Source organism: Kitasatospora sp. NPDC042419, from assembly GCF_056437345.1.
The window spans coordinates 214,206-240,107 of the sequence record NZ_JBWKAW010000006.1; the positions used below are offsets into that span (position 1 = coordinate 214,206).

General features: G+C 74.4%; 24 protein-coding genes. 6 read left to right on the forward strand and 18 right to left on the reverse strand.

Going from position 1 to position 25,902, the window contains the following annotated elements; translation table 11 throughout:
- The first annotated feature begins 111 nt into the window (after nucleotides 1-111).
- Complete coding sequence (locus AC067J_RS15340; protein WP_478299546.1) at nucleotides 112-1,461, forward strand: metallophosphoesterase; 1,350 nt, start codon at nucleotides 112-114, stop codon at nucleotides 1,459-1,461.
- 83 nt (nucleotides 1,462-1,544) lie between these two features.
- Here AC067J_RS15340 and AC067J_RS15345 read toward each other — a convergent pair whose 3' ends face one another.
- Nucleotides 1,545-3,779 carry an MMPL family transporter gene (locus AC067J_RS15345; RefSeq protein ID WP_478299302.1) on the reverse strand — a complete coding sequence of 745 codons (2,235 nt, stop codon included), beginning with the start codon at nucleotides 3,777-3,779 and terminating at the stop codon, nucleotides 1,545-1,547.
- Between the two features lie 148 nt (nucleotides 3,780-3,927).
- The gene (locus AC067J_RS15350) at nucleotides 3,928-4,140 is read right to left on the reverse strand and encodes a hypothetical protein (protein WP_478299304.1); all 213 of its coding nucleotides are present in this window, start codon (nucleotides 4,138-4,140) and stop codon (nucleotides 3,928-3,930) included.
- A gap of 191 nt (nucleotides 4,141-4,331) precedes the next feature.
- On the opposite strand from AC067J_RS15350, the gene ku reads away from it, so the two are divergent.
- Both ku and AC067J_RS15360 read left to right on the forward strand, forming a co-directional pair.
- Complete coding sequence (gene ku / locus AC067J_RS15355) at nucleotides 4,332-5,384, forward strand: non-homologous end joining protein Ku (RefSeq protein WP_478299306.1); 1,053 nt, start codon at nucleotides 4,332-4,334, stop codon at nucleotides 5,382-5,384.
- Nucleotides 5,385-5,412: 28 nt separating this feature from the next.
- Nucleotides 5,413-5,694, forward strand: coding sequence for a hypothetical protein (locus AC067J_RS15360; protein WP_478299308.1), 282 nt, complete (start codon nucleotides 5,413-5,415; stop codon nucleotides 5,692-5,694).
- 202 nt (nucleotides 5,695-5,896) lie between these two features.
- On the opposite strand, the gene AC067J_RS15365 is transcribed toward AC067J_RS15360, so the two are convergent.
- The 5 genes from AC067J_RS15365 to AC067J_RS15385 form a co-directional block, all read right to left on the reverse strand.
- On the reverse strand, nucleotides 5,897-7,642 hold the full coding sequence (locus AC067J_RS15365) for a DUF2079 domain-containing protein (RefSeq protein WP_478299309.1): 1,746 nt from the start codon (nucleotides 7,640-7,642) through the stop codon (nucleotides 5,897-5,899).
- A gap of 134 nt (nucleotides 7,643-7,776) precedes the next feature.
- The gene (locus AC067J_RS15370; protein ID WP_478299311.1) at nucleotides 7,777-9,129 is read right to left on the reverse strand and encodes a DUF2079 domain-containing protein; all 1,353 of its coding nucleotides are present in this window, start codon (nucleotides 9,127-9,129) and stop codon (nucleotides 7,777-7,779) included.
- A gap of 360 nt (nucleotides 9,130-9,489) precedes the next feature.
- On the reverse strand, nucleotides 9,490-9,948 hold the full coding sequence (locus AC067J_RS15375) for an RICIN domain-containing protein (protein WP_478299312.1): 459 nt from the start codon (nucleotides 9,946-9,948) through the stop codon (nucleotides 9,490-9,492).
- Nucleotides 9,949-10,409: 461 nt separating this feature from the next.
- Entirely contained in the window at nucleotides 10,410-11,798 is a 1,389-nt protein-coding gene (locus AC067J_RS15380; RefSeq protein WP_478299313.1) for an NADP-dependent succinic semialdehyde dehydrogenase, read from the reverse strand.
- Nucleotides 11,799-11,949: 151 nt separating this feature from the next.
- Complete coding sequence (locus tag AC067J_RS15385) at nucleotides 11,950-12,231, reverse strand: DUF6158 family protein (RefSeq protein ID WP_327674876.1); 282 nt, start codon at nucleotides 12,229-12,231, stop codon at nucleotides 11,950-11,952.
- A gap of 179 nt (nucleotides 12,232-12,410) precedes the next feature.
- Between AC067J_RS15385 and AC067J_RS15390 the strand changes: the two genes are divergently transcribed.
- From AC067J_RS15390 to AC067J_RS15400, 3 genes are read left to right on the forward strand one after another with little or no spacing between them, the layout of a single operon-like run.
- The gene (locus AC067J_RS15390) at nucleotides 12,411-13,019 is read left to right on the forward strand and encodes an ArsR/SmtB family transcription factor (RefSeq protein ID WP_478299315.1); all 609 of its coding nucleotides are present in this window, start codon (nucleotides 12,411-12,413) and stop codon (nucleotides 13,017-13,019) included.
- Entirely contained in the window at nucleotides 13,016-14,401 is a 1,386-nt protein-coding gene (locus AC067J_RS15395) for an MFS transporter (RefSeq protein WP_478299316.1), read from the forward strand. Before AC067J_RS15390 ends, AC067J_RS15395 begins: the two co-directional genes overlap by 4 nt.
- A gap of 43 nt (nucleotides 14,402-14,444) precedes the next feature.
- Nucleotides 14,445-15,446: an adenosine deaminase gene (locus AC067J_RS15400; protein WP_478299318.1), complete on the forward strand. Its 1,002-nt coding sequence runs from the start codon at nucleotides 14,445-14,447 to the stop codon at nucleotides 15,444-15,446.
- A gap of 76 nt (nucleotides 15,447-15,522) precedes the next feature.
- Here the strand turns inward: AC067J_RS15400 and AC067J_RS15405 are convergent, their stop codons facing one another.
- The 11 genes from AC067J_RS15405 to sbnB form a co-directional block, all read right to left on the reverse strand.
- A complete protein-coding gene (locus AC067J_RS15405; RefSeq protein WP_478299320.1) occupies nucleotides 15,523-16,572 on the reverse strand; it encodes a MupA/Atu3671 family FMN-dependent luciferase-like monooxygenase in 1,050 nt (349 codons plus the stop codon).
- 62 nt (nucleotides 16,573-16,634) lie between these two features.
- Entirely contained in the window at nucleotides 16,635-17,033 is a 399-nt protein-coding gene (gene acpS / locus AC067J_RS15410) for a holo-ACP synthase (protein ID WP_478299322.1), read from the reverse strand.
- On the reverse strand, nucleotides 17,030-18,187 hold the full coding sequence (locus tag AC067J_RS15415; protein WP_478299323.1) for an acyl-CoA dehydrogenase family protein: 1,158 nt from the start codon (nucleotides 18,185-18,187) through the stop codon (nucleotides 17,030-17,032). Before AC067J_RS15415 ends, acpS begins: the two co-directional genes overlap by 4 nt.
- Nucleotides 18,184-18,879: an acyl-CoA dehydrogenase family protein gene (locus AC067J_RS15420; protein ID WP_478299324.1), complete on the reverse strand. Its 696-nt coding sequence runs from the start codon at nucleotides 18,877-18,879 to the stop codon at nucleotides 18,184-18,186. Before AC067J_RS15420 ends, AC067J_RS15415 begins: the two co-directional genes overlap by 4 nt.
- A complete protein-coding gene (locus AC067J_RS15425; protein WP_478299326.1) occupies nucleotides 18,876-19,766 on the reverse strand; it encodes a hypothetical protein in 891 nt (296 codons plus the stop codon). Before AC067J_RS15425 ends, AC067J_RS15420 begins: the two co-directional genes overlap by 4 nt.
- A gap of 3 nt (nucleotides 19,767-19,769) precedes the next feature.
- The gene (locus AC067J_RS15430) at nucleotides 19,770-20,045 is read right to left on the reverse strand and encodes an acyl carrier protein (RefSeq protein WP_478299328.1); all 276 of its coding nucleotides are present in this window, start codon (nucleotides 20,043-20,045) and stop codon (nucleotides 19,770-19,772) included.
- A 76-nt stretch (nucleotides 20,046-20,121) separates the two neighbouring features.
- A complete protein-coding gene (locus AC067J_RS15435; RefSeq protein ID WP_478299330.1) occupies nucleotides 20,122-21,438 on the reverse strand; it encodes a type III PLP-dependent enzyme domain-containing protein in 1,317 nt (438 codons plus the stop codon).
- A 14-nt stretch (nucleotides 21,439-21,452) separates the two neighbouring features.
- Entirely contained in the window at nucleotides 21,453-22,844 is a 1,392-nt protein-coding gene (locus AC067J_RS15440; RefSeq protein WP_478299332.1) for a preATP grasp domain-containing protein, read from the reverse strand.
- A 1-nt stretch (nucleotide 22,845) separates the two neighbouring features.
- Entirely contained in the window at nucleotides 22,846-23,787 is a 942-nt protein-coding gene (locus tag AC067J_RS15445) for a 3-oxoacyl-[acyl-carrier-protein] synthase III C-terminal domain-containing protein (protein WP_478299334.1), read from the reverse strand.
- A 77-nt stretch (nucleotides 23,788-23,864) separates the two neighbouring features.
- A complete protein-coding gene (locus AC067J_RS15450; protein WP_478299336.1) occupies nucleotides 23,865-24,812 on the reverse strand; it encodes an ornithine carbamoyltransferase in 948 nt (315 codons plus the stop codon).
- Nucleotides 24,813-24,849: 37 nt separating this feature from the next.
- Nucleotides 24,850-25,899 carry a 2,3-diaminopropionate biosynthesis protein SbnB gene (gene sbnB, locus AC067J_RS15455; RefSeq protein ID WP_478299338.1) on the reverse strand — a complete coding sequence of 350 codons (1,050 nt, stop codon included), beginning with the start codon at nucleotides 25,897-25,899 and terminating at the stop codon, nucleotides 24,850-24,852.
- Nucleotides 25,900-25,902 lie beyond the last annotated feature (3 nt).

Genomic DNA, 25,902 nt, shown 5'->3' on the forward strand with positions numbered 1-25,902 from the left:
GTGGCGCTGAAAGCTCAAATCTGACGCAGCACCAGGTCACCGGGGGTGTGAGGGGGCAGCCGGCGGCCCGCCCGCCGGGTGCGTCGGGCGGCCGTCCATACTGGCCGCGTGATGATCGTGCTCGTGGTGTTCGGCATCCTCTTCGCCCTGGCCGTCCTGGCCCTCGCCCACCGGTACCTCTGGCGCCGCCTGGTGCGCGACGTCTCCGCGCCGGGAGGGTGGTGGCGCCGGACCGGTACGGTGCTCGCCGTCGTCCTGCCGCTGCTCGCCGTCGGCGCGCTCGTCGGTGGGCGGGCGTTCCCGATGTCCGTGCAACGGTGGCTGGCCTGGCCGGGGTACCTCTGGCTGGCGGTGCTGCTGTACCTGCTGCTGGCGCTCGGCGTCGGCGAGGCCGTCCGGCCGCTGCTGCTCCGCCTGCCGACGCGCCGGAAGGCGCCCGCGGCGGGCCCGGAACCGGGGGCGGGGTCCGAGCCGGAGCTCGGGTCCGAACCCGGGACGGAGTCCGGATCCGAACCCCGGTCCGAACCCCGGTCCGTGCCCCGGTCCGGATCGGCCCCGGACGCTCCGGCGGCGGCGGTCGACGTGCTGCCGAAGCCCTCGGCACCCTCGACACCTTCGGCACCCTCGGCGCCCTCGCCCGAGCGGCGGCTCTTCGTGGCCCGGGCGGTCGCGCTCGGCGCCTCGGGCGCGGCGGCCGCCGTGGTCGGCACCGGCGCCTACGGCGTCCTGCGCGGACCGCGGCTCAAGCAGGTGACCGTGCCGCTCGCCAAGCTGCCCGCCCGGGCGCACGGCTACCGGATCGCCGTGGTCAGCGACATCCACCTCGGCCCGATCCTCGGCCGCGCCCACACCCAGCGGATCGTCGACACCATCAACGGCGCCCAGCCCGACCTGATCGCGATCGTCGGCGACCTGGTGGACGGCAGCGTGGCCGAACTCGGACGGGACGCCGAGCCGTTGGCGCAGCTGCGGGCCCGCGACGGGGCGTTCTTCGTCACCGGCAACCACGAGTACTTCTCCGGCGCCGCACCCTGGGTGGACTTCGTCCGCGAGCTGGGCGTCCACCCGCTGCAGAACGCCCGGGTCGAGCTGGGCGGCTTCGACCTGGCCGGGGTCAACGACATCGCCGGCGACAAGGACGGGGACGGCCCGGACTTCGGCAGGGCGCTCGGCGACCGCGACCGGGCCCGCGCCTCCGTCCTGCTGTCCCACCAGCCGGTCACCATCCACGACGCCGTCCGGCACGGCGTCGACCTCCAGCTCTCCGGCCACACCCACGGCGGCCAGCTCTGGCCGGGCAACTTCATCGCCGAGCTGGCCAACCCCACCGTCGCGGGGCTGGAGCGGTACGGCGACACCCAGCTCTACGTGACGCGGGGCGCGGGTGCCTGGGGGCCGCCGGTCCGGGTGGGCGCGCCGTCCGACATCACCATCGTCACGCTCGCCTCGCTCCGGGCCTGAGCCCGCCCCCGGACGGACCCCCCGGACGGACGGATGCCCGGACGGCCACGCGGACGCCCGGGCATCCGGGAGACCGGGCCGGGTCAGACCTGCTCGCCCTCACCCTCGGTGTCGATGTGCGGGAGGATCCGGTCGAGGAACCGGGGCGTCCACCACGCGGCCGGGCCGAGCAGCGTCATGACCGCCGGCACCAGCAGCAGCCGGACGATGGTGGCGTCGACCAGGACGCTCACCGCGAGGCCCAGGCCCATCATCTTGATCACGATGTTGTCGCTGACGATGAACGCGGCGAACACGCTGACCATGATCAGCGCCGCGCAGCTGATCACCCGCGCCGTGATCTCCAGCGCGTGCGCCACGCCCGCCCGGCTGTCGCCGGTGCGCAGCCAGGCCTCGTGCACCCGGGAGAGCAGGAAGATCTCGTAGTCCATGCTCAGCCCGAAGACGATCGCGAACATCATCATCGGCACGTAGCTCTCGATCGGCACGGTGCCCGAGACACCGAGCGCCGGACCGCCCCAGCCCCACTGGAAGACCGCCACCAGGACGCCGTAGGACGCGGCGATCGAGATCAGGTTGAGGACGGCGGCCTTCACCGCGACCAGCAGGCCCCGGAACACCACCAGGATGATCAGGAAGGCGAGCCCCACCACCACCGCGATGATCCACGGCAGCCGGCTGGACACGATGTCCAGGAAGTCCACCTGCGCGGCGGTGTTCCCGGTGACGTACGTCTTGGCGCCCGTCCCCGCCACGGACTGCGGGAGCACGGTTTCGGTGAGCCGGTTGACCAGGTCGGTGGTGCTCTCGTCCTGCGGCCGCTGCGCCGGGATCACGGTGGACACCAGGATCGCGCCGTCCTGGCTGGGCTGGAGCGGGCTGACGCTGGCCGCTCCCGGCAGCCCGGTCAGCGCCTGCTGGACGGCGCTCTGCAACCCGGGCCGGTCCCCGGTCGGCACCGGGCTCTGGTCCACCACCACGGTGAGCGGGCCGTTGGAGCCGGGCCCGAAGGCCGCCGACATCAGGTCGAAGGCCCGCCGGTCGGTGAACGTGGTCGGGTCGGCGCCGTCGTCGATGTGCCCCAGCCGGATCGAGAACACCGGGATCGCCAGGACGGCGATCGCGACCAGGCCGCCGGCCAGGAACCACCACGGCCGCCGTTCCACCCGCTGGGCGTAGCGGTGCCAGCTCCCGGTGACCTCCTCGCCCGGCGCGGACCCGGTCTCCGCGATCGGCCGCCGCACGTGGTAGCGGTCCATCCGCCGCCCGATCAGCCCCATCAGGGCGGGCAGCAGGGTGAGGGCGCCCAGCACGGCCGAGACCACGGTCACCGCCGCCGCGACGCCCAGCTTGGCGATGAAGGTGATCCCGGAGACCGACAGACCGGTCAGGGCGATGACCACCGTGCAGCCGGAGACCAGGACCGCGCGCCCGCTGGTGGCGACCGCCTGCCCGGCGGAGGCCACCGGGTCGTGACCGTCCATCAGGTTCTGCCGGTGCCGGGTGAGCAGGAACAGCGCGTAGTCGATGCCGACGCCCAGCCCGATCATCGTGGCCAGCGTCGGCGCGACGGTCGCGAAGGTGGACAGGGCCGCCAGCAGACCGAGCAGGCCCAGGCCCACCACCGCGCCGATCAGCGCGGTGACGAGCGGGACCCCGGCCGCGATGACGCTGCCGAAGCCGATCAGCAGCACCACGACCGCGACCGCGAAGCCGATCGCCTCGCTGGTCCGGTCGTCCGGGGCCGGCCGGGCCAGCTCGCCGAGCGGACCGCCGTACTCCACGTCCACCCCGGCGGCCCGCAGCGGCGCGACGGCGGCGTCCACCTCGTCCAGGTAGGAGTCGCCGAGCGTCGTGGGGTTGGCGTCGAAACGGACGGTGATGTACCCCGTGAGGCCGTTCGCCGACAGCGGCCCGCCCGGCGGCGCGGGCTGTCCGGCCGGCGGAAGCGGGCTCTGCACGGACAGCACGTGCGGCAGCTGCTGCAGCGCGGTGATCGACTGGGTGAGCTGCGGCTCGAAGCCGGTCAGCGGCTGGGCGTCGTTCAGGACGATCTGGGCGGCGGTGCCGCCGACCGCGGGCTCGTGCGCCTGGAGGACGTCCCGGCCCTGCTGGGACTGGCTGCCGGGCAGCGTGAAGTCGTCGGAGTAGGTGCCCCCGACGGTCCGGTTGGCGATCTGGACGCAGGCGAGGACCGCCAGCCAGAGGACGATCACGAGGACGGCGTGCCGGGCGCACCACTCGCCGGTCCGGCGGAGCAGGCCGCGGTGGGCCTCGGCGGGTGCGCTGGGGGCGGCGGCCCGGTGGGGCGGCGTCATGGGCTCTCCCGGGGATGGGTCCGCCGCGCGGGGCGGCCGCGGGGGAGCGGCAGCGGGGCGCGCCGGATGCGACAAACCTCAGGGTCCGTCGTCGGAACCCCGCCTGCCCGGTGGGGAGGCGCGCCGCTGCTCCCTTCGGCGGTACGGGTCAGTCGGCCGACAGCGCGAGTACGGTGATCAGCCGGGCGTCGGCCCGGTCCCCGGTGAGGCGGACGGCGAGGAGCGCCGGGATGTCGCTCTCCTGGGAGTACCCGGGCACGACGGTGACCTCCGCCCGCCGTACGCCGTCCGTGCCGGCCACCGCGTAGGCCACCCGGTACGTGGTCGCGGCGGGCGGCGGGGCCGCTCCGGTGCTCCGCATCGGGCACCACCTCCGTCCCGCCGCCATTGTCCGCCCGGACCGGCGGTGCGGGCCGCCCGGACCGCGCGCCGGGCGGGCCGGACGGGATCCTGTGGCCGATCGGGGCGAACCCGGGCAGAGTGGAGGTTCCGGGGCGGGACGCTCCGGGCAGCGGGAACCCCGCCGGGACGGCTCCGGGAAGGAGCGACCCCATGCAGACCACCTGGAAGGGGACGATCAGCTTCGGCCTGGTCTCCATCCCCGTCCACCTGTACTCCGCGACCCAGGAGCACGACGTCCCGCTGCACCAGGTGCACGCCAAGGACGGCGGCCGGGTGCGGATGAAGCGGTACTGCGAGCAGGAGGCCAAGGAGGTCCCGTACGCGGAGATCGCCAAGGGCTACGAGTCCCCGGACGGCCGGACCGTCACCCTCACGGACGAGGACCTCGCGGACCTCCCGCTGCCCAGCAAGAAGATCATCGACGTGCTGGCCTTCGTGGACGCGGCCGAGATCGACCCGCTGATGTTCTCCAAGGCGTACTACGTCGGCGTCGCCGACAAGGCCGCCGCCAAGCCGTACGCGCTGCTCCGCGACGCGCTGGTCGAGTCCGGGCAGATCGCCGTCACCAAGATCGCGCTGCGCACCAGGGAGTCCCCGGCCGTGCTGCGGGTGCACGACGGCACGCTGGTGCTCCAGACCTGCATCTGGCCGGACGAGGTCCGCCCGGCCGCGGGCATCGCGCCGGAGGAGGACGTCTCCGTCCGGCCGCAGGAACTGAAGATGGCGCGCTCGCTGATGGAGACCCTCTCCGAGGACTTCGACCTCGCCCAGCTCCACGACGACTACCAGCAGGCGCTCCAGCAGGTCATCGAGGCCAGGCTGCAGGGTGTCGAGGTGCCGCACGAGGAGGAGCCGGGGGAGGCGCCGGACAACGTGATCGACCTGATGGAGGCGCTGCGGAGCAGTCTCCGGCAGGCCAAGGGGGCCCATCCGGGCCGCCCGGCGGGGGAGGAACCGGCGGAGTCCGACGGGTCCGGCGAGCCGGGCGGGTCCGACGGGTCCGCCGGGTCCGCCGGGTCCGGTGCGGGGAAGCCGGCCCCGCGCAAGCGCGCCGCCGCCGGTACGGGGAAGGCGGCTCCCCCGAAGTCCACCGCCGCGGCGCCGAAGAAGAGCGCCGCCGCGGCGAAGAAGAGCACCGCGAAGAAGACCGCCGCGAAGAACACCGCGACCCGGAAGTCCGCCACCCCTCGGAAGGCCTCGTGACCTCCCGCCACCCCGGAGGTGATCCCCGATGGACCTGCTCACCTACAAGGCACTCGACACCGGCCCCGACGCGCCGGCCCACCCGAGCCTCGCGCACCGTGCCTGGCACGGCCTGCTCGGCCTCAGCCCGACGGCCGTGGTCTTCCTGGTCGGCCTCTCCCTCGGCCTCGGCGCCGTCGGCTCCCAGTTGACGTCACTGCCGTGGCTGATCGTCTTCAGCGTCATCTGGGGCGTGACCGTGATCGCCCTGATCGGCGTGGTGGCCCGGTGGAGGACGCCCGGACGGGGCCGGCACCGGATGGCCACCTGAACGGGCGGTCGCCTCACCGGACAGTCACCTGACCGGACAGTCACCCGAACGTACAGCCGCCCGAACGTACAGCCACCCGACGGGACGGCCACCTGACCGGACGGCCGTCCGCCGCGCCGGTCCCCCGCCCACGGGAGGGGGGACCGGCGCGCGCGAGCGGGCGGGCCGGTCGGCCGCCGGGGAGCGCGGGTCAGTCCGCGGGTCATCCCTTGAACAGGTTGTGGCCGACGTCCGAGGGGACGATCTCCTTCACCGGCGTACTGCTCCCGTCGGGCACCCGGGCGCCGGGGACGGGCTCGTCGCTCTCGCGGTGCAGCAGCACCACGCCCTGCTCGGCCCAGACCTGCCGGTAGCCGTGCGCGAGCAGCAGCTCGATCCGCTCGGCCTGCTCCTTGTCCGACTGGAACGGGAAGGTCCGGGTGTCGGAGCGGATCAGCACGTACTCGCGGCCGCGCGGCACGCCGTCGACCAGGACGGTGTCGGTCCGGCCGACCAGCCGGGGCACCACCTGGTTGTCGGCCTCCACCCGGGCGCCGTCGGGGATCTGCGCGGCTCCCCGGACCAGCGCCGCGCTGCTCGCCGAGGGCCGCCAGCCGGCCGGTGTCAGCAGGCTGATCCCGCCGAGCACGACGGTGCTCGCCAGCGAGACCGCCACCACCGCGGCGCCCAGGCCGTACCCGGCGCGCCGGTGCGGGCCGCCCCTGGCGTGCAGCCGGCCGAGCGCCTCCAGGGTGGCGGTGAGCAGCACCGGCCAGAGGAAGGCGTCGTAGTGGTGGGCGATCGACCAGTGGTTGGCGTTGTCGGAGAGGACCCGTTCGGCGAGCAGCGGCAGCAGGCAGAGCGTGGTCGCGGAGCGGAGCGGGAGCAGCAGCAGGGTGCCGAACAGCCAGAGCACCAGCAGCGGCTTGAGGTCGGCGTTGGTGGCGACCCGGAGGAGGAGCAGCGGATCGCCGAGCACGTTGGTCAGCGCGCTCTTGGCGTCCGGGCCGATCGGGCCGTAGACCCAGTAGTAGTCGGGCTGTCCGCCCATCCCGGGGATCAGCCACACGATGGCGAGCGCCGAGGCCAGCGGGCCGCCGACCAGCAGGCCGGCGCCGTAGGCCAGGCCGCGCCGGTCGCCGGCCCGCTCGCCCTGCCGGTCGCCGCGCGGCCGGTGGCGCCAGAGCAGGACCAGGCCGTAGACGCCGACCAGCAGGCCGAGGTCCTCCTTGGTGGCGCAGAGCAGCGCGGCGGCGAGGGCGGCGGTGCCGTAGCGGCGGGCGAGGCCGCGCTCGAACATCAGCAGGGTGAGCGGGACGGCGAAGGCGACCTCGTGGAAGCCGCCCCGGCCGGCGGCCAGCAGCGGCCAGCCCAGTCCGTACACCAGGCCGGCCAGGTCGGCGGCCACCCGGACGGCGCGGGTCCGGCCGGGGTCGGGGTCCGCGCCCCCGGGCGTCCCGGCCGGGCCCCCGGCGTCGGCGGCCCGTGCGGGGGTGGGTACGGAAGCCGGTGCGGAGGCCGGGAGCCGGAAGCAGTGCACGGCGATGCGGCGGATCAGCGGGACGCCGGCGGCGAGGAGGAGCGCCTGACCGAGGATCAGGGTGCGCGGGTCCTCCCAGATCCAGTAGAGCGGGGCGAGCGCCGCCAGGATCGGCGAGAAGTGGTCACCCAGCAGCGAGAACTCGGGTGGGAACTCGTGGTGGTAGCTCTTGACCGGGGAGACGGGCAGGCCGAAGTGCGCGTAACCCGCGACGCCCTGGTGGAAGATCCCGAGGTCGAAGCCGCCCAGTTGGACCGCCGACCACTGCTGCAGTCCGCAGGCCGCCGTGACGGCGAAGCAGAGCAGCGTCAGGACGGCGGTCCGCCGCCCGGAGAGCGCGGTGCTCCCGGGCGTGCCCGGGCGGGCGGAGCGCGCCAGCAGCGGCCGGATGGTACGGGTGGACGGGTCGAGCCCGGTTTCGACTGGCACGTGATCCCTGAACTGGTCGGAGTCGGAGGCGGGCGGCCTGGTCCGGCCGGGCCTGCCCGGTGGGACCGGCCCGGGGCCGGGCCGGCCTGCGGCGTCGGACCGGGGCGCGGGCGGCGGCCCGGTCCGACGGCCGGTCAGCCGGTGGTCCCGGCGTGCTCGGCGGGGGCGGCCCGCTGGAGCAGGGTGATGCCGTGGTCGCTGCGGACCACGCGGTAGCCGCTCTGTTTGGCGACGGCGAGTTCCTGGCGCTCGCGGTCGGGCGTCAGCGGCCAGCCCATCGGTTGGCCCTCGTCCACCACGATCCACTCGGCGGTCGACCAGGCCTGCGGCCAGCCGAACACGATCACCTCGCAGCGGTTGGTGAGTTGGGGCACCAGCCGGTTGGAGGCGGAGACCCGGGCGTCGTCCGGGACGGCGGCGAGGACCGACCGGGCGGCCTCGACTCGGGCCGGGGTCCGCCAGAGGTCGGGGGTGAACAGCTGGCTGAACGCGAAACCGGGCAGCAGCGCGACCGTGACGGCGAGGCTGACCGGCAGCGCGGCCCGGGCGGCGCGCCGGTGCAGGACGCCGGGTTTGGCCCGGGCCCTCACCAGGACGTCCACGAAGGCGGCGAACACGATCGGCATCAGGACCGCGCTGTAGTGGTAGTTGGTGCCCCAGTAGGCGGGGTTGTTGGAGAGCAGCCGCCAGCCGAGGGTGGGCAGTGCGACCAGCATCAGCGGGGAGCGGACGGCCAGCAGCATGGTCGGGGCGAGCAGCAGCAGGACGGTGCGGACCTTCTCGCCCGGGGTGACGAGGTCGAGCGGCAGGGTGAGCAGGTTGCGGCCGCCCGAGCCGCCGCTCAGGTTGTCCCAGTAGGCGAAGCTGCCGCCCGGGCTCATGGCCGGGAGCAGCACCAGCAGTTCGAGCAGTGAGGCGGCCACGCCGAAGGCGACGGCGGCCGCACCGATCCGGCGGTTGCCGCGCCAGAGGATGTAGGCGCCGACGGCGGCGACGGTGACGCCGAGGTCCTCCTTGACCAGGACCAGCGGTGCGGCCCAGGCGAACGCCGCCGCCCACCGCCGCTCGCCGAGCGCCGCCACCGAGAAGGCGACCAGCGGTACGGCGAAGCTGATCTCGTGGAAGTCGAAGCCGAGCGCGGAGGCCAGTCCCCAGGAGAGGCCGTAGCCGAAGCCGGTGATCAGTGCGGCGGCGGGCCCGATGCTGCGCAGCGCCCAGCGGCTGATCGGCACGGCGGCGACCGCGAGCAGCGCGGACTGGCCGAGCAGCAGCACCTTGGCGGAGGGCCAGAGCCAGTAGAACGGGGCGAGGGCGGCGAGGACCGGCGAGAAGTGGTCACCGAGCAGGTTGAACCCGGGGCCCTTCAGTTCGACGATCGGCCCGCGTCCCTCGGCGTAGCCGCGGACGCCCTGTTCGAAGATGCCCAGGTCGTATCCACTGGTGAGGAGCAGTTCGTGACGGCGGATGGTGAAGAATGAATAGACCACGAATAGTGTGAGGGCGACCGCCCAAGGGATGAATCGCACCCGCCGATCGGCGGGGGATGACGCGACGGACGGTTCGTCACCCTCCGTCCTGCGGTGAAGTGCCGATGTGAGTGTACTGATTGTCACTGAACATCCCCGTCGTTCCGGGTCGAGTGGTCTGTGCAGCCGATTCTTGCCAGCTGTTCGAGGTGGCGGGCGGCTTCAGCCGTGAGCGAACGCCGCCGGGCGTGTCGGCCCCCGGGCGGGCACCGTAACATGGACGAGCCCTCCCCGGCGATTGAGACGCCGGGGAGGGCGTTTCATCGGTGACCGGTCGTCAGACCGCCCTGCTGGTCAGCCGGTATGGCGGCTGAACGGTGGTCAGTTCCACTTCTGGAACGAGCCGCCGTTGCCACCCAGGGTGTAGACGTTCCCGTTGACGTTGCTGTCCAGGTACAGCCCGGTGGCGACGTTCTGGTAGGCGTAGCCGTTGCCGGCCCAGCTCTTGACCCACTTCTGGTAGTTGCCGCCGTTGCAGCCGAGGGTGTAGGCGTTGCCGGCGCCGTTGCTGTCGAGGCAGAGGCCGGTGGCCAGGTTCCGCAGGGTGTAGGTCGAGCCGCCCAGGTCGTTGGCGTACCAGACCTGGTAGGAACCGCCGTTGGCGGCCAGGGTGTAGACGTTGCCGTTGCCGTTGCTGTCCAGGACGCGGCTGGTGGCGAGGTTCGTGAGCGTGACGTAGCCGGAGGCGGCGCTTGCCTCGCCCGCGACCAGGACCGTCATCCCGCCGGCGAGAACCGCCGTCGAGGCGACCAGGGCAGCGGTGCGCTTGATGAGCTTCATCGCATTTCCTTCCGGTGGTGACCGACCCCCCGGCCGGTCGTCACCGAACTTATCCAAAGATTTCCCGATGACGGTTTTCCGGATCTCCTGATATGCCCGGGTTCGGCCACCTGGAATTGGGTGGTCCGGATTTCCTGGATGTGAACGGAACAATTCCGGCCGGTTTGTGTCCGAGCGGAGCCCGGTATTCGGCGCGAACGTGCTGGACGGAGTGCGCCAAAGGGCAATGTCATGGCGATGTCAAGCAAATGGGAGGAAAGCCGTGAATCCGGCACCCGGGTGGCCCGGGCCGCCGCCGGGGAACTTGGCCGGATCCGGCGCGTCGGACCAGGGCGGGCCCGGCCGGACGCGCCGGACCGTCAGGTGACCGAGGCCGTCGGGCGACCCGGGCCGTCAGGCGACCCAGACCGTCGGGCGACCCGGGCCGTCAGGTGTCTCGGGCCGTCGGGCGACCCGGACTGTCAGGCGACCCAGACCGTCGTGATGTTGCAGAACTCCCGGATGCCGTGGCCGGACAGCTCCCGGCCGAAGCCCGAGCGCTTCACCCCGCCGAACGGCAGCGCGGGGTGCGAGGCCGTCATCCCGTTGAAGAACACCCCGCCGGCCTGGATGTCCCGGACGAACCGCTCCTGCTCGGCCGGGTCCTCGGTCCAGACGTTGGAGCTCAGCCCGAACGGCGTGTCGTTGGCCAGTGCCACCGCCTCGTCCAGGTCGGCGGCCCGGTAGACGGTGGCGACCGGGCCGAAGGTCTCCTCCTGGTGGATCCGCATCGCCGGGGTGATGCCGGTCAGCACCGTCGGCTCGTAGAACCAGCCCGCGTCCAGGCCCTCGGGCCGGCGCCCGCCGCACTCCACCCGGGCACCGTGCGCCCGCGCGTCCTCGACGAGTTCGGCGAGCTCGTCGCGGCCCTGCCGGCTGGCCAGCGGTCCGACCTCGGTCGCCTCGTCCATCGGGTCGCCGACCCGCAGGGCCCGCATGCCCTCGGTGAACGCGGTGGTGAACCGCTCGTAGGCGTCGGCGTGCACGATGAAGCGCTTGGCGGCGATGCAGGACTGGCCGTTGTTCTGGGCCCGGGCCCGGACGGCGGTGGCGGCGGCCGCCGCCACGTCGGCGCTCGGCAACACCACGAACGGGTCGCTGCCGCCCAGTTCCAGCACCGCCTTCTTCACCTCGTCGGCCGCGGCGGCCGCGACCGCCCGCCCGGCCGGCTCGCTGCCGGTGAGCGTCACCGCCGCCACCCGGGGGTCGCGGACCACGCCCTCCACCGCGCCCGAGCCGATCAGCAGGGTCTGGAAGCAGCCCTCCGGGAACCCGGCCCTGAGGAACAGCTCCTCCAGGGCGACCGCCGTGCGCGGCACGTTGGACGCGTGCTTGAGCAGTCCGACGTTGCCCGCCATCAGGGCCGGGGCGGCGAACCGGACCACCTGCCAGAACGGGAAGTTCCACGGCATCACCGCCAGGACCGCGCCCATCGGCCGGTACCGGACGTAGGCGCGGGCGGCACCCGAGTCGGCCACGTCGGACGGGTCCGGGTGCTCGTCGGCGAGCAGGGCCTCGGCGTGCTCGGCGTACCAGCGCATCGCCTTGGCGCACTTGGCGGCCTCGGCGCGGGCGGCGGTCAGCGGCTTGCCCATCTCCTCCGTCATGGTCCGGGCCACCGCTTCGAGCTCCCCGTCCAGCAGGTCGGCGGCGCGTCGGAGCAGACCGGCCCGGTACGGGAAGGAGGTGGTGCGGTAGGTGCGGAACGCCGCGTCGGCGCGGGCCAGCCGGACCTCGATGCCGTCGGCGTCCAGGGCGTCGAAGGTCTCCAGGGTCTCGCCGGTCGCGGGGTTCACGCTTGCGATGGGCATGGGGTGCGCTCCCAGGGGTGCGTGGGCGGGTGGGGTGGTTCCGGGGTCTGCCCCTCACCCTGGCCGACGCCCCGCTCCGGGGCACGCCATGACCGCCCGGCGTGTCCCGCCGGGCGGTCGTGCGCGGTGGCCGCCGCGCCGGTCGACGCACTCAGTCCGGCAGCGACTCCACGCGGGCCGCCGCCTCCCGGGCGCGGGCGCCGGCCCTGGTCCGGCCGGCGGTGATCAGGCGGTTCGGGAAGCGGTGCAGGTACTCCGCCTCCAGCTGCCCCATCCGCAGCGTGTGCCGCTTCAGCGCGTCCTCCGAGCCGTACAGGAAGGTCTCGTGGCGGGTCCGGTGCAGCTGTTCCAGCTCGTGCAGCAGCGTGTCGTTGCCCAGGGCGTGCGGAGAGATGCCCTCCGGCCTGGGGTGCGGGGCGTCGGGGTGCTGCATGTGGTCTACCTCCTCCACGGAAGCCCCCCGAGTACCCGTTGCCCCGCAGGCGGCACCGGTACACCCGTTCGAGGCGGCGGGTGGTCGCGGGGTCGCAGCGGCGGCGGGGTCGCGGCAGATGTACAAGAAGTCTCGTACAAAGGGTATTGCACAAGAGTTCTTGTGGATATGCTCGCCGCATGACCGAGCAACCGGACACCCCGACCGGCGCCGCCCGTGGCGAGGTCCGGCAGATCTCCGACTCCCGCGTCCTCGCCGCCCTCACCCACCCCGTCCGCCGCCGCCTGCTCGACGTCCTCGCGGTGGACGGCCCCGCCACCGTCGGCCTGCTGGCCGAACGCACCGGCCAGGCCGTCGGCAGCATCAGCCACCACCTCAAGGTGCTGGCCGGTGCCGGCCTGGTCGAGGAGGTGCCCGAGCTGGCCCGCGACCGCCGCGAGCGGTGGTGGCGGCCCACCTCCGGCACCCCGCGGTGGAGCCGCGCCGACTTCGAGTCCGACCCCGTGGACGCGGCGGTCGCCGACGCGGCCGGCTCGCTCCAGCTGGAGCGCCAGGCGGCGCTGGTGCGCGGCTGGCTCACCGCCCGGCCGGACTACCCGCCGGAGTGGCGCGAGGGCTGCGCCGTCGGCACGGACGCCTGGCTGCGGCTCACCCCCGAGGAGGCCCGCGAGCTGGCGGCCGACCTGGTGGCGGTCCTGGAGAAGTGGGCCGCCCGGCCGGTGCCGGAGGACGGGCGGGCCCGGGAGTCGGTCTTCGCCTTCGCCCACAGCGTTCCGGCCCGGCCGTGACGGCCGCCGGGGGGACGGCGGCGGAGGCCGTCGTGGAGGCGGCCGCACCGGCCGACGGGGTTCCGTCGGCCACGGCGGCCACGGCAGCGCCGGCCGTGGCGCCGGCCGCCGGGCCGCGGGCCGCGTCCGGCTCCCGGTGGGGCCTGCTCGCACGGCGCGACTTCCGGCTGCTCTGGGCCGGGGAGAGTGTCAGCCGGCTCGGCTCCAGCGTCACCGCGGTCGCGCTGCCGCTGGTCGCGGTGGTCTCGCTGGACGCCGGGCCGCTCGCCGCCGGCCTGCTGAGCGCGGCCGTCTGGCTGCCCTGGCTGGTGTTCGGCCTGCCGGCCGGGGTCTGGGTCGGCCGGTGGTCCCGGCGGGCGGTGCTGGTCCGGTGCGACCTGGCCTCGGCCGTGCTGTACGCGTCCGTGCCGGCGGCCGCGTGGCTGGGGGTGCTGACCCTGGCCCAGCTGCTGGTGGTCGCCCTGCTCGCGGGCACCGCGGCGGTCTTCTTCGGCGCCGCGTACCAGGCCTACCTGCCGGAGCTGGTCCGGCCGGACGAGCTGACCGAGGGCAACGCCAAGCTCCAGGGCAGCGCCTCGGCCGCCCAGGTGGCCGGTCCGGGTCTGGCCGGGCTCACCGTCCAGGTCTTCGGCGCGGCCGCCGGGCTGCTCGTCGACGCGGTGAGCTTCCTGGTCGCCGCCGCTCTGCTGGTGCTGATCCGGCGCGGCCGGGGGCCGGAAGCGGCGGGCGGGCGGTCCGCGCCGGCCGGCCCGCTGGGCGGGCAGGTCCGGGAGGGCCTCGCCTTCGTCCGCCGCGACCCGTACCTGCGGGCGCTGCTGCGGTACGGCGCGACGGCCAACTTCGCGCTGGCGGGCTACCAGGCGGTCGCCGTGCTGTTCCTGCTCCGCGACGTGGGGGCGGCCCCGGCGGCGGTCGGCTGGCTCGCGGCCGCCGGTGCGTGCGGCGGGGTGCTCGGCGCCGCGCTGGCGCGCCCGCTCGGGCGGCGGTTCGGGACGGCGCGCGGGATGCTGATCGTCCTGTCGGTCGCGACGCCCTTCGGACTGCTGCTGCCCGCCGCAGGGCCGGGCGCGGGCATGGTGCCGTACGCGCTCGGCTCGGCGGTGACGGTGGCCGGGGTGGTGTCGGCCAACGTGGTGTCCGGCAGCTTCCGGCAGTCCTACCCGCCGCCGGCGCTGCTCTCCCGGGTGGTGGCGACCGCGCAGGTGGCCAACCACGCGACCATCCCGCTCGGCGCACTGGCCGGGGGCGCGCTCGGCGCGGCGCTCGGGCTGCGGGCGACGATGTGGATCATGACCTCGCTGCTGGTGCTCTGCGGCGGCGTCCTGCTCGCCTCGCCGATCCGGACGGTCCGCGACCTCCCCGCCGGTCCGGGCGGATCGTAGGATTGACCTTCGTATCCTTACCGCTCTCTCCGGACAGGCACCGATGCCCCTCCCTAAGGCCGAACTCCACCTGCACATCGAAGGCACCCTGGAGCCCGAACTCGCCTTCGCGCTCGCCGCCCGCAACGGTGTCACCCTGCCCTACGCGGACAGCGAGGAGCTGCGCCGGGCCTACGCGTTCAGCGACCTGCAGTCCTTCCTCGACCTGTACTACGCGCTGATGGCCGTGCTGCGGACCGAGGAGGACTTCGCCGACCTCGCCGAGGCCTACCTGGCCCGGGCCGCCGCCCAGGGCGTCCGGCACGCGGAGATCTTCTTCGACCCGCAGGCGCACACCGCCCGCGGCGTCCCGCTCGCCGTGGTGGTGGACGGCCTCGGGCGGGCGCTGGACCGCAGCGCCGAGCGGCACGGCATCAGCACCGGGCTGATCATGTGCTTCCTGCGCGACGAGTCCGCCGAGTCGGCGCTGGAGACCTTCGAGGCCGCCCGCCCGTGGTTCGGCGGGCGGATCACCGGCATAGGGCTGGACTCCGCCGAGGTCGGCCACCCGCCCGCCAAGTTCCGCGAGGTCTACCGGCTCGCCGCCGAGGCCGGCCTGCACCGGGTCGCCCACGCCGGCGAGGAGGGCCCGCCCGCGTACATCACCGAGGCCCTGGACGTCCTCGGCGTCGAGCGGATCGACCACGGCCTGCGCTGCCTGGAGGACCCGGAGCTGGTCGAGCGCCTCGTCCGCGAGCAGGTCCCGCTCACCCTGTGCCCGCTCTCCAACGTGCGCCTCCGCTGCGTCGACACGCTCGCCGACCACCCCCTCCCGGCGATCCTCGACGCCGGGCTGCTGGCCACCGTCAACTCCGACGACCCCGCCTACTTCGGCGGCTACGTCGGGGACAACTTCCGGGCCCTGGACGAGGCCCTCGACCTCGGCCGGGAGACCCTGCGGCTGCTGGCCGCCAACTCCTTCCGCGCCGCCTTCCTGCCGGAGCCGCGGCGGGCGGAGCTGCTGGCCGAGGTGGCGGCGTACGAGTTCACGGACGGCGCCGCCTGACGCGTGCCCGGGACGGCGCCCCGGCCCCCCCGCCGCCGCGGCGGGCCGGACGGCCCGTCGGACGCGGTCGGCGCGGTCAGTGCGGGCCGTCGACCCGGGCACGGAGCTCGGCGAGGTACCGGAGCGAGTCGAGGACCTCGTCCTCGTCCACGCCGAAGTCGATGAGGCACGCGATCTCGTCCACGCCCATCTCCTCCAGCCGGCGGACCACCTCGACGCCGTCGTCGACCGTGCCGAACAGCCCCGCGTTGGTGAAGAGGCGCTCGAAGGACCGTTCCAGGAGGAACTCCCGGTCCCGGGAGGGCATCCGGTCCAGCGAGAAGCCGTCCGCCGCCTGGGCGCCGGGGCCCGTCGACTGGAGGTCCATCGAGGTGCGCAGGAAGTCGGTGAGCGGCTCGCGGACCAGCCCGCGCACCCGCTCGCGGTCCTCGCCGAGCAGGGTGTGCAGCATCAGCACGACGTGGCTGCGGGCCGGGTCGTGCTGCTCCTCGGCCAGGCCCTCCCGGTAGGTGGCGATGTTGCGCTCCAGCGCGTCGTGCTCCTGCCCCAGCTGGTGGGTCAGCACGCCCGCGCCCAGCCGCCCCGCGATCCGGAAGGTCTGCGGGGAGCCGGCGGCCGTGATCCAGACCGGCAGCTCCGGCTGGACCGGGCGCGGGTGGAGCCGGACGGGGCGCCGTTCGCCCTCCACGCCCTCGAACTCGACCTCCTCGCCCCGCCAGAGCCGCTGCACCGCCCGGGCGGTCTCGACCATGATGTCCTTGCGGTCCTTGAAGTTCTCCGGCTGCAGCACGAAGTCCCGGACGTGCCACCCGGAGGCGAACGAGACGCCCGCGCGCCCGCCGGAGAGGTTGTCGACGACGGACCACTCCTCGGCGATCCGGATCGGGTGGTGCAGCGGGGCCACCACACTGCCGGCCCGGATCGCCACCCGCTCGGTGACGGCGGCCAGCGCGGCCCCCGTCAGCGAGGGGTTCGGGAACTGCCCGCCGAGCTGGTGGAAGTGCCGCTCGGGGGTCCACACGGCGCGGAAGCCGTGGGTGTCGGCGAAGCGGGCGCTCTCCAGCAGCAGGCGGTACCGGTCGCCGGTGGTGGCCGTGTCGGCGAAGAAGAAGAGGCTGAGGTCCATCGGTCGTTCCCTCCGAGTCGGGCCCGCGCGCCGGCCGGGTGAGCCGCCGGCCCGCGGGTGCGTCAGTGCGCTGCGGTGCCGGTCCCGCCCGCAGCAAGGGCGATCGCCACGCAGACCACCAGGCCGCCCTGGTGGCTGAGCGACAGGTCGATCCGGTCGATCCCGGCCTGTGCGGCGACGTTCCTGGCGCCTCCGCTGAGCCGGACCTCCGGCGCCCCGTGGGCGTCGGCGAGCACCTCGATCTCGCGCCAGCCCAGCCCCTGGCCGAGCCCGCGGCCGAGCACCTTCGCGGTGGCCTCCTTGGCGCAGAACCGGCCGGCCAGGTACTCCTCGCGGCGCGGGGCGGCGAGCCCGTCCGCGTGGGCGAGCTCCGTCGCGGAGAACACCATCCGCCGGCCGCCGGGGTGGGCGGCGATCCGGGCGAACCGGGCGATCTCCAGCAGGTCGATGCCGACTCTCACGCCCGCCCGTCCTTCCGGCCGCCGCCGCGGACCAGCGAACGCGCGACGTGCAGGCGCTGGATGTCCGTGGTGCCCTCCATGAACTCGAACGCGCCCACGTCGCGGGTCCACTTCTCCAGCAGCGGGTGGTCGGCGAGGGCCGCCGGGCCGAGCGAGCGGACCGCCCAGCGGGCGGCCTCGCGGGCGGCCGCCACCGCGGCGATCTTGGCCTGGCTGGAGAGCAGGCCGTCGTCCCGGTCCCGGTCCAGGGCGGCCCCGGCCCGGTAGACCAGGTCGCGGCAGGCCTCCAGCCGGGCCGCGACCGCGTCGAGGCCCGGTGCGCCCGGACGCTCGGCGCGCACCAGGTCCACGCAGGCCAGCCCGGTGCCGACGGCGAGCGCGGCCACCTGGGGCCGGACCGTGTTGAACACGCGGACCGCCCCCCACAGGCCGCGCCGGGTCGGCGGCAGGTGCCGGGCCAGCAGGCGCTCCTCCGGCACGGCGACGCCGGTGAGCCGGATCTCGCCGAGCGCCGCGCCGCGCAGGCCCAGCGTGGGCAGCTCCCGCCCGTCGAAGCCGGGGTCGGAGGCCTCCACCAGCGCGGCGCGGATGGACAGCGGCCCGCTGCCGGTCCGGGCGAAGACCACGCCGACCGCGCCGCGGGCACCGTTGCCGATGTACTTCTTCGTCCCGTGCAGCCGGTACAGGCCGGGGGCCTCGCGTTCCAGCGCGGTCTCCATGCCGGCGGCGTCACTGCCCCGGCCCGGTTCGGTCACCGCGAAGAACGCCCAGGTGGCGCCGTCGGCCACGGTGCGGTGGAACCACTCCTGCTGCTCGTCGTCGCCGAGCTGGTCGACCAGGATCCCGGTGAGGCTGGGGCCCGGGGCTGCCAGCACCATCCCGGCGTCGCCGTGGGCGAGTTCGACCATCCAGACGAGGGTGTCCAGGGACGAGCCGGTGGAGTAGCCGAAGCGGCCGACGCGCAGCGGGGCACCGCCGAACCGCTCCGGGGTGGTGCACCGGCGGATCAGGTCGAAGGCGGCCGTCCCCAGGTGCGGCCCGGTGTCGTACGGGGCCGCGTCGAGCGCCAGCGCGTGCTCGCGCAGCTCGACCGCCGTCTCGGCGGCGGCGCCGCGCAGCGCCCTGAGTCGTTCGTCGAGCTCGACCACGGTCATCGGACTCCTTCCGCGGTACTCGGCCGGGCCAGCCAGAGATCCGCCGTGAGCGCGGACAGGTGGAGGCTGCGCGCCGGGTGGTCGGTGAGGTAGCCCTCGGCACCGAACAGGCGGGTGGCGGCCCAGCCGGCCTCGGTCAGCCGCTCGTGCCGGGCCCAGGCGGCCCCGGCCGGGGCGGACTCCGCGGCGGCGGCCTCGCGGACGGCCGCGGCCCACGCGAGCTCGGTCTCGGTGGCGACGTCGGCCAGCGAGCCGCCGACGAACTGGTGGTCGATCAGCGGGACGCCGCCGAAGCGCCGGGCCGACAGCCGCTCCACGGCCGCGTCGAGCAGGCCGGACAGCACGCCGATCCGCACGGCGGTCAGGGCGGCGGCGGTGCGGCCGGTCAGCCCGGGGCCGGGCCCGGCCCCCGCGGTGCCCGCCGCGAAGCGGACCAGGGCCAGCCCGTCGAGGGCCGCGAACGGGTGGGGGAGCACCTCGGCGCCGCCGGTGCCGCCGGTCCCACTGGTTCCGCCGTGCCCGCCGGGTCCGTCCGCTCTGGCGGCCGGTGTGTCCGCGGGCAGGACGGCGACGCCGCCCGGGGCGGTGGCCGCCGGGTCGAGGCCGTCGAGCACCGCGGCCAGGCCGGCGGCCAGACCGCCCTCCCGGCCGAGGTCCCGGTAGCGCCACAGGTCGTCCGAGACCCCGGTCACGAGGCGGCCCCCGGGCGCAGGCCGGCCTGGAACAGCCGGCCGGAGTGCGGGTCGTAGTCGGCGACCACGGTGTACCGCTCCGGCGTCCAGTGCTCGGCGAGCGCCGCCCACGCGCTGGTGCAGAGGCGGTCGTCCGGCCCTACGACCAGGTCGTACCCGGCCCGCAGCGCCGGGTCCAGCCGGTCGGCGAGCGTCCGGCCGGCCACGATCCTGGCCCCCGGCAGCCGCCGGGCGAGCCCGTGCAGTGCCGCGTTCGGGTCGGCGCTCTGCTCGGTCACGAAGTCGAGCTCCGCGCAGTCGGCCGGGTCGTCGGCCGCGTCCTCCGCCGTGCCGTCCGCCGTGCCGGCCGTGTGGATCAGCACCGCGGAGTCCCCGCCCGGCCGGACGTCGGGGTCGGCGTAGGGGAGGGTGGACTGGTCCAGGGCGAGCACGGCGCCCTCCGCCAGGCCGCCGGTCAGCCGGAGGCCGTTCAGGATCCGCAGGGCCGTGAACGGCGCCCCCACGCCCTGCCCGGCCACCGAGAACACCTCGGGCCGGCCCGGGCACCGCTCGGCCAGGTAGCAGCCCGCCACCTCGACGACGCTCAGGTCGGGCAGGTGGTAGGCGAGCACGAGCCTGTCCAACGGGGGCAGCGGGCGCTCCAGGCCGTCGAGCAGCTCGCGCGCCATGTCGATGAAGGTGTTGCCGCCGCCCCGGGCGTAGTGCTCGTGGTCGGGCTCCTCACCGAACGCGGCGAGGAAGTCCGTCATGAACCTCAGCTCCGTCCCGGCCAGCCCGGCCGGCCGCCGCCCGGGGAAGGTCCGGGCGGTCGGCCGGCTCAGCCGCAGCGTCCCGGGGCCGTCCGGGCGGGCGGCCGTGCGTGGCCCGCCCCACGTCGTCTCGGGCATCGGTCAGTGCGCCGGCTCGTGCCCGGCGGACAGGTTCGCGTCGATGTAGCCGGTCAGCGCGCCGACCGTCTCGAATACCTCCGGGGTCAGCTCGTCCGGGTCGATCTGCAGGCCCAGGGTGTCCTCCAGGGCCATCAGCAGCTCGATCACGCTGGTGGAGTCGAGTGCCAGGTCGCTGAAGAGCCGGGTCTCCGGGGTGAGTTCGGGCAGTTCCTTCTTCAGGACCTCGGAGAGTGCGTCCCGCAGTGCGTCGGTCGTCGTGATGCCGTCGGTGGTCAAGATCGTCTCAGCTCCTTCGTGGGGTTTCTTCGGTGTGGGTGCGACAGGGATGACGTGGGGGCGTTCCGGTGCGGAGTCAGCCGAGCCGGCCGGCCTCGCGCAGCTCGGGGTGGGACTCCTGCTTGGTGAGGATGTCCTCGACCGAGTCCCGCCGGCGCACCAGGTACGAGCGGCCGCGCAGCACCACGACCTCGGCCGGGTAGCCGTGGCTGAGGAAGTACACCGGCGAGGCGGAGGGCCCGTACGCGCCCGACTTCAGCACCCCGATGAGGTCGCCCGGCCGTAGCTCGGGCAGGGCCACGGCCTTGGCGATGGTGTCGTTCGGTGTGCACAGCGGGCCCGCGATGTTCCACGGTCCGGTCTCGCCGCTCTCCCGGCTCCCGTCGGTCTCGTCGGTCTCGTCGGACGGGTCGGCCGCGCGGGCGAGCAGCCCGATCGGGAAGTTGCGCTTCACGAACGACCCGATGCCCACGGCGGCCATGTGGTGGTGGGTGCCGCCGTCCGCGACCGCGAAGTTCTCGCCCATGGACTGCTTGGTGTAGCGCACCCGCATCAGGTAGGTGCCGCCCAGCGCGGTCAGGTACCGGCCGGACTCCATGATCAGCCGGGTGTCCGGGTGCGCCGAGGCGAACCGGTCCAGCAGCGGGTTGAGGTCCTTCGCGAGCGCGGCCGCGTCGAGTTCGTGCTCGCCCTCGAAGTAGGCCGCGCCCAGGCCGCCGCCGATGTCCACCGCGTCCAGCCGGATCCCGGTGGCCCCGGCGATCCGCTCGGCGAGGTCCAGGATGTAGGTGGTGTTCTTGACGACCACCTCGGCGTCGAGGATGCGCGTGCCCAGGTAGACCTGGACGCCGGCCACGTCGGCGTGCCGGTACTCGGCCAGGGCCGGGCCGGCGGCCAGGACCTCGGCCTCGTCGATGCCGAACTGGCGCGGCTTGCCGCCCATCGTGAGCCGCGACCCGGCGATGGCGTAGGCCGGGTTGACGCGGAGCATCACCCGCTGGCGCACGCCGTGCAGCTGCGCCGCCCGGTCGATCAGGTCGAGTTCGGCGAAGGACTCGCAGACGATCGCGTAGATCCCGGCCGCGACGCAGGCGTCGATCTCCTGCTCGCTCTTGCCGGGGCCCAGGAAGACCACGTCGAACGGGTCGGTCCCGGCCTCCAGCACCAGCCGCAGTTCGGCGAGCGAGGAGACCTCGGCGCGGGCGCCGGCCGAGTGCAGGACGTCGTAGACGCCCCGGTTGGGGTTGGACTTGAGTGAGAAGAACACCTCCAGCGAGGGGTGCAGCGCCGCGCGCAGGGCGGCGAGGTTGGCGGCCAGCCAGTCCCCGTCGTACACGTACGTCGGGGTTCCGTACTCGGCGGCGATGCCGCTCCAGTCGATCTCTTCGCCCACGGCTCGCTCCTCGCTCACGGTTTGGCCACCATCTCGTTCAGCAGGGTCTCGGCCCGCTCCCGCGTCCGCCGCACGTCCTGCTCGTCGTCGCCGACGCAGACCGCGTAGAGGCGGCCGTAGGGCTCGCCGCCGGCCAGGACCGTCGCGTTCAGGGTCGCGAAGTTGTTGATCAGTACGCCGCGCGGGCCGCCGCCGGCGTGGTCCGTGCCGTCGAGCAGCAGCCCGCCGAGCGCGGCGCGCACCTCGTCGAAGCCGTGCACCCGGGACGGCTGCAGGTCGAAGGTGGTGGCGAGGGCGGACTGCCCGTCCCGGATCAGGCGTTCGGCGAGCCGGTTCTGGTAGGTCGCCATGTTGAACCGGGCGTTGATCTCCAGGCAGGGGTAGAGCGTGCCGTCCGCGGCGAGCAGCGTGTCCACGCCGGCCAGCCCGAAGTACCCGGCCGCCGCCAGCTGCTTGCCGATCACCTCGGCGGCCGTCCGCAGCTCCTCGACCTGGTCGGGCCGCAGCGCGGGCGGGAACAGGTGCCCGCGGTGGACGCCGTTCTCGGTCAGCGCGGTCTTCACGGTCTCGAACCGGACCTCGCCGTCCCGGCCGACGACGAACTGGTAGTTGAGGTCGGCCTGCTTCTCGATCCAGCGCTCCACGACCACCGAGACGCGCCGGTCCGTCCCCGCCCGGCGGGCGAGCATCCGCAGCAACTGCTCGGCCCGCCGCGGCTCGTCGAGCACGACCATGCCGCGCCCGGAGACGCCGAGCGACTCCTTGACCACCACCCGGGAGCCGGCCCCGACCAGGTGGGTGTCGAGCGCCTCCTCCAGCTCGGGCAGGGTCCGGCAGACCGAGCCGGGGACGGCGGTCAGCCCGGAGGCGTCCACCAGCTCGCGGCTGAACACCTTGCCGTTGACGTGCTTGCAGACGTCCGCGCCCGGTCCGGCCAGCGGCAGGCCGGCGGCCAGCGCCAGCCGTTCCTCCTCCTCGGAGATGCCCAGCGGCATCAGGTAGGTGCGGCCGTCGGCGAGCGCCCGCAGGGCCTCCAGCAGCCGGGGCGAGTCCAGCGCGTCCTCGGTGACCGACCGCTCCGGCCGGTTCCGGTCCACCGTCAGGTGGGTGCCGTCGGCGGCGCCCAGGGCGCTCAGGTAGGCGGCGAACCCCGGGTCGACGGCCTCCTTCAGCACCACCACGTCGTGCTCGTCGGCGAGCAGGACGCCGACCTCCTCGATCCGGTTGACCGTCGCCGAGGAGAACGACAGGCCGGTGCCGGGCAGCCTGGGCTCGCCCCGGCCCCAGACGCGTTCGACCTCGAAGTTGTTCAGGTACACGAAGCGGGCGGTCGGATCCCCGACCAGCGCGCCCTTCAGCCGGGCGGTGAAGCCGCCGGCCGGTGCCGGGTCGTGTGCGGCAGTCATGTCACTCCTCTCTGGCAGCGGTCCCGACGACCGCGGCGGCGAAGGTCCCGCCCTGGCCGGCGGAGACCATGAGCACGGTCTCGCCCGGGCGCACCGCGTTCTCGGCGCGCGCCGTCGAGAGGTTCATGAAGGGGTCCGCGCAGAAGCAGTGCCCCGTCTTCGGGACGTTCTCCAGGTAGATCCGCTCCAGCGGGAGGCCCAGGATCCGCGCCGTGGTGCTCCACGAGTACCGGTTCACGTTGTGCGGCAGGACGAGGTCGATGTCGTCGAGGCCGAGGCCGGCGGCCTCCACCGCCTCGACCATGATCTCGGCCAGGGTGGGCGTGTAGGCCAGGCGGTAGAGCCGCTGGAGCTCGTCGTCCATGTTCCCGGCCTGGTGGAACTCGCCGAGGGTGCGGTGCGCCACGCTCAGCACCGCGTCCCCCGGCCCGTCCAGCGCGGCCAGCACCCCGGCGGTGGCGTCCCCGAGGACGGACGTCCCCGGGATGTGCTGCATCACCGGGGAGAGCGCCTTCTCGCCGATCAGGAGCAGCGCCGTGCTCCCGGCCGGCTCGGCCGCGAGCAGGGCCTCGACGACCGGCAGCGCGGCGAGGGAGATCACGCAGCCCTGGTGGGACATCGAGAACGCGCCCGCCCCGCCGAGGCCGAGCTTCTCGCGCAGCACGTCCATCCAGCGCAGGCCGGGCGGGGCGAGGTGCTGGACGGTGTGGGCGTGGACCAGGTGGCGGACCAGCGAGCGGTCCTCGCCGTCCAGCACCTCCTGTCCGACGGCCAGCAGCATGTCCAGGGTCGACAGCCCCTCGGCGGTGACGATCCGCTCCAGCCCCAGGAACCTGGTGAGCAGCCGGATCTCGGACTCGGAGACGGCCAGCGACTCGCGCAGGTCCGCGACGGCTGCGCTGTGCTCCGGGATGAAGGGGACGACCTTACGCAGGTAGAGCACGCCGCCCTCCCTTCCGCGGGCGGGCCGCCGGTGCCCCGGCCCGCCGGTTGACGCCCCGGCCCGCCGCCGGGCGGTCCTCAGCCGGCGTCACGGCACCACTCCAGGACGGCCATCGCGCTGTGGAGCTTGTTCTCGGCCTGCTGGAAGGCGATGCTCACCGGGCCGTCCAGCACCTCGGCGGTGACCTCCTCGCCGCGGTGGGCCGGCAGGTCGTGCAGGAACACGGCCCCGGGCGAGCGCGCCAGCAGCTCCGCCGTCACCTGGAAGGGCGCGAACAGCCGCCGCCAGTCCGGGTCGGGCTTGCTGGTCCCGGTGGTCTGCCAGCGCGTGGTGTAGACGGCGTCGAAGTCCGCCGGCACGTCGTCGAGGTCGTGCCGCTCGGTCACCGTGGAGCCGTGCCCGGCGGCCAGCTCCCGGGCGCGTCCGAGCACGGCGCCGGACAGGCCGTAGCCGGGCGGGGTGCGCAGTTCCAGCCGGACGCCCCGGTGGCGGCTCAGCCCCAGGGCGAGCGCCGCGGCGGAGTTGTTCCCCTCGCCGACGTACAGCACGCTCAGCCCGTCCACCGCGCCGAACTGCACGGCGAGCGTGGTGAGGTCGGTCAGCCCCTGGGTCGGGTGCTCGTCGGCGCTCATCGCGTTGACGACCGACATCCGGCTCTGGTCCGCCCAGGCGCGCATCTCGGCGGGGTCGCCGGCGGTGCGGGCCACCAGGACGTCGAGCATCCGCGACATCACCCGGCCGGTGTCCTCGGTGGTCTCCCCGGTGTTGAGCTGCAGGTCGTCCGGGCCGTAGGTGACCAGCCCGGCGCCGAGCCGCAGCGCGCCGGCCGAGAACGCCGTACGGGTGCGGGTCGAGGTCTTGCGGAAGTAGACGCCGACGACGCGGCCGGCGAGCGCGGTGTTCCCGACGCCCTCCCCGGACGCCGCCCGGCGGGAGAACTCCGCGCCGCGGTCGACGACCGCCCGCAGGTCCGCGTCGGACAGGTCGTCGAGCGAGATCAGGTGCCTGGCGGTGTGCTTCGTCATGGTCCAACCTCCGTTCGGGGCGCGCGGCCGCCGTCGCTCACCATCGTTCGACCTCGGCGAAGAAGTCCGGCACGTCCTGGACCTGCCCGCCCTCCCGGCCGATCCGCAGGACCTCGTGGCCGACCGCGAGGTCGAGCACGCCGAGCCCGAACGGCGAGAAGATCCGCGGCTTGTCCGGGCCCAGCGGCAGCTCGCCGAGGACGAGTTGGGCGATCGTGCCGTCGATGAAGTCGCGGTGCCCGAACTTCTCCACCGCCAGGTGCGGCGAGGTTCCGGCGTTGAGGCAGTGCTCGACGTCGTCGACGACGTTGTGCGAGGCGGCGATCAGCTCGGGGCCGATGTCGCGCAGCGAGATGTTGAGTACGGTCTGGCCGGCGGCGAAGGCACCCGGCTCGACGATGTACGGGGTGCCGGCGGTCGTCGCCAGGACGACCACGTCGGCGCCGTCCACGGCCTCGGCGAGGGTGGCGTGCACGGAGGCCCGGTAGCCGAGCGCCCCGGCGTGGCCGGCCGACTTCCGCGCGTACTCCTCGACCCGGTCGTGGACCGCGACGCGGTCGAAGGACCAGCCGAGTGCGTGGAAGAACTCCAGGACGTTGCGGGAGATGACGCCCGCGCCGACGACCGCGAGCCGGCCGGCGGTGCGGGAGCCGTGCAGCTGCTCGGCCCCGAGCACCGCCGAGGCCGCGGTGCGGGCCGCGCTGATCTGCGCCGCCTCCAGGCAGGCGAAGGGGTAGCCGGTCTCCAGGTCGTTGAGCAGCAGGACGGCCGAGGCGCGCGGGACGTTGTGCGCGACGTTGCCGGGGAAGCTGCCGATCCACTTGATGCCGGCCACGCCGCCGGCCGCGGTGCCCGCGCCCGCGTTCGCACCGGCGTCGGCGCCGGTTTCCGCGCGCAGCGCCGCCGGGAGCGCGATGATCCGCGCCTCGGGCTTCTCGGGGAACCGCAGGAAGTAGCTGTTCGGGTTGATCGTCGCGCCGCGGTGGTGCGCCAGGTAGGTCTCCCGGACCCGGGCGAAGATCTCCGGTCGGGACGTCTCGATGATGGCGCGGATGCTCTTCCCGCCCATCACCTGGAAGGTGAACATCGG

Bases quoted from the DNA above. Each gene is read 5' to 3' on its own strand.
- AC067J_RS15340 (WP_478299546.1), top strand. From the start codon at position 112: ATGATCGTGCTCGTGGTGTTCGGCATCCTCTTCGCCCTGGCCGTCCTG.
- AC067J_RS15345 (WP_478299302.1), bottom strand. From the start codon at position 3,779: ATGACGCCGCCCCACCGGGCCGCCGCCCCCAGCGCACCCGCCGAGGCC.
- AC067J_RS15350 (WP_478299304.1), bottom strand. From the start codon at position 4,140: ATGCGGAGCACCGGAGCGGCCCCGCCGCCCGCCGCGACCACGTACCGG.
- ku (WP_478299306.1), top strand. From the start codon at position 4,332: ATGCAGACCACCTGGAAGGGGACGATCAGCTTCGGCCTGGTCTCCATC.
- AC067J_RS15360 (WP_478299308.1), top strand. From the start codon at position 5,413: ATGGACCTGCTCACCTACAAGGCACTCGACACCGGCCCCGACGCGCCG.
- AC067J_RS15375 (WP_478299312.1), bottom strand. From the start codon at position 9,948: ATGAAGCTCATCAAGCGCACCGCTGCCCTGGTCGCCTCGACGGCGGTT.
- AC067J_RS15380 (WP_478299313.1), bottom strand. From the start codon at position 11,798: ATGCCCATCGCAAGCGTGAACCCCGCGACCGGCGAGACCCTGGAGACC.
- AC067J_RS15385 (WP_327674876.1), bottom strand. From the start codon at position 12,231: ATGCAGCACCCCGACGCCCCGCACCCCAGGCCGGAGGGCATCTCTCCG.
- AC067J_RS15390 (WP_478299315.1), top strand. From the start codon at position 12,411: ATGACCGAGCAACCGGACACCCCGACCGGCGCCGCCCGTGGCGAGGTC.
- AC067J_RS15400 (WP_478299318.1), top strand. From the start codon at position 14,445: ATGCCCCTCCCTAAGGCCGAACTCCACCTGCACATCGAAGGCACCCTG.
- AC067J_RS15405 (WP_478299320.1), bottom strand. From the start codon at position 16,572: ATGGACCTCAGCCTCTTCTTCTTCGCCGACACGGCCACCACCGGCGAC.
- AC067J_RS15415 (WP_478299323.1), bottom strand. From the start codon at position 18,187: ATGACCGTGGTCGAGCTCGACGAACGACTCAGGGCGCTGCGCGGCGCC.
- AC067J_RS15425 (WP_478299326.1), bottom strand. From the start codon at position 19,766: ATGCCCGAGACGACGTGGGGCGGGCCACGCACGGCCGCCCGCCCGGAC.
- AC067J_RS15440 (WP_478299332.1), bottom strand. From the start codon at position 22,844: ATGACTGCCGCACACGACCCGGCACCGGCCGGCGGCTTCACCGCCCGG.
- AC067J_RS15450 (WP_478299336.1), bottom strand. From the start codon at position 24,812: ATGACGAAGCACACCGCCAGGCACCTGATCTCGCTCGACGACCTGTCC.
- sbnB (WP_478299338.1), bottom strand. From the start codon at position 25,899: ATGTTCACCTTCCAGGTGATGGGCGGGAAGAGCATCCGCGCCATCATC.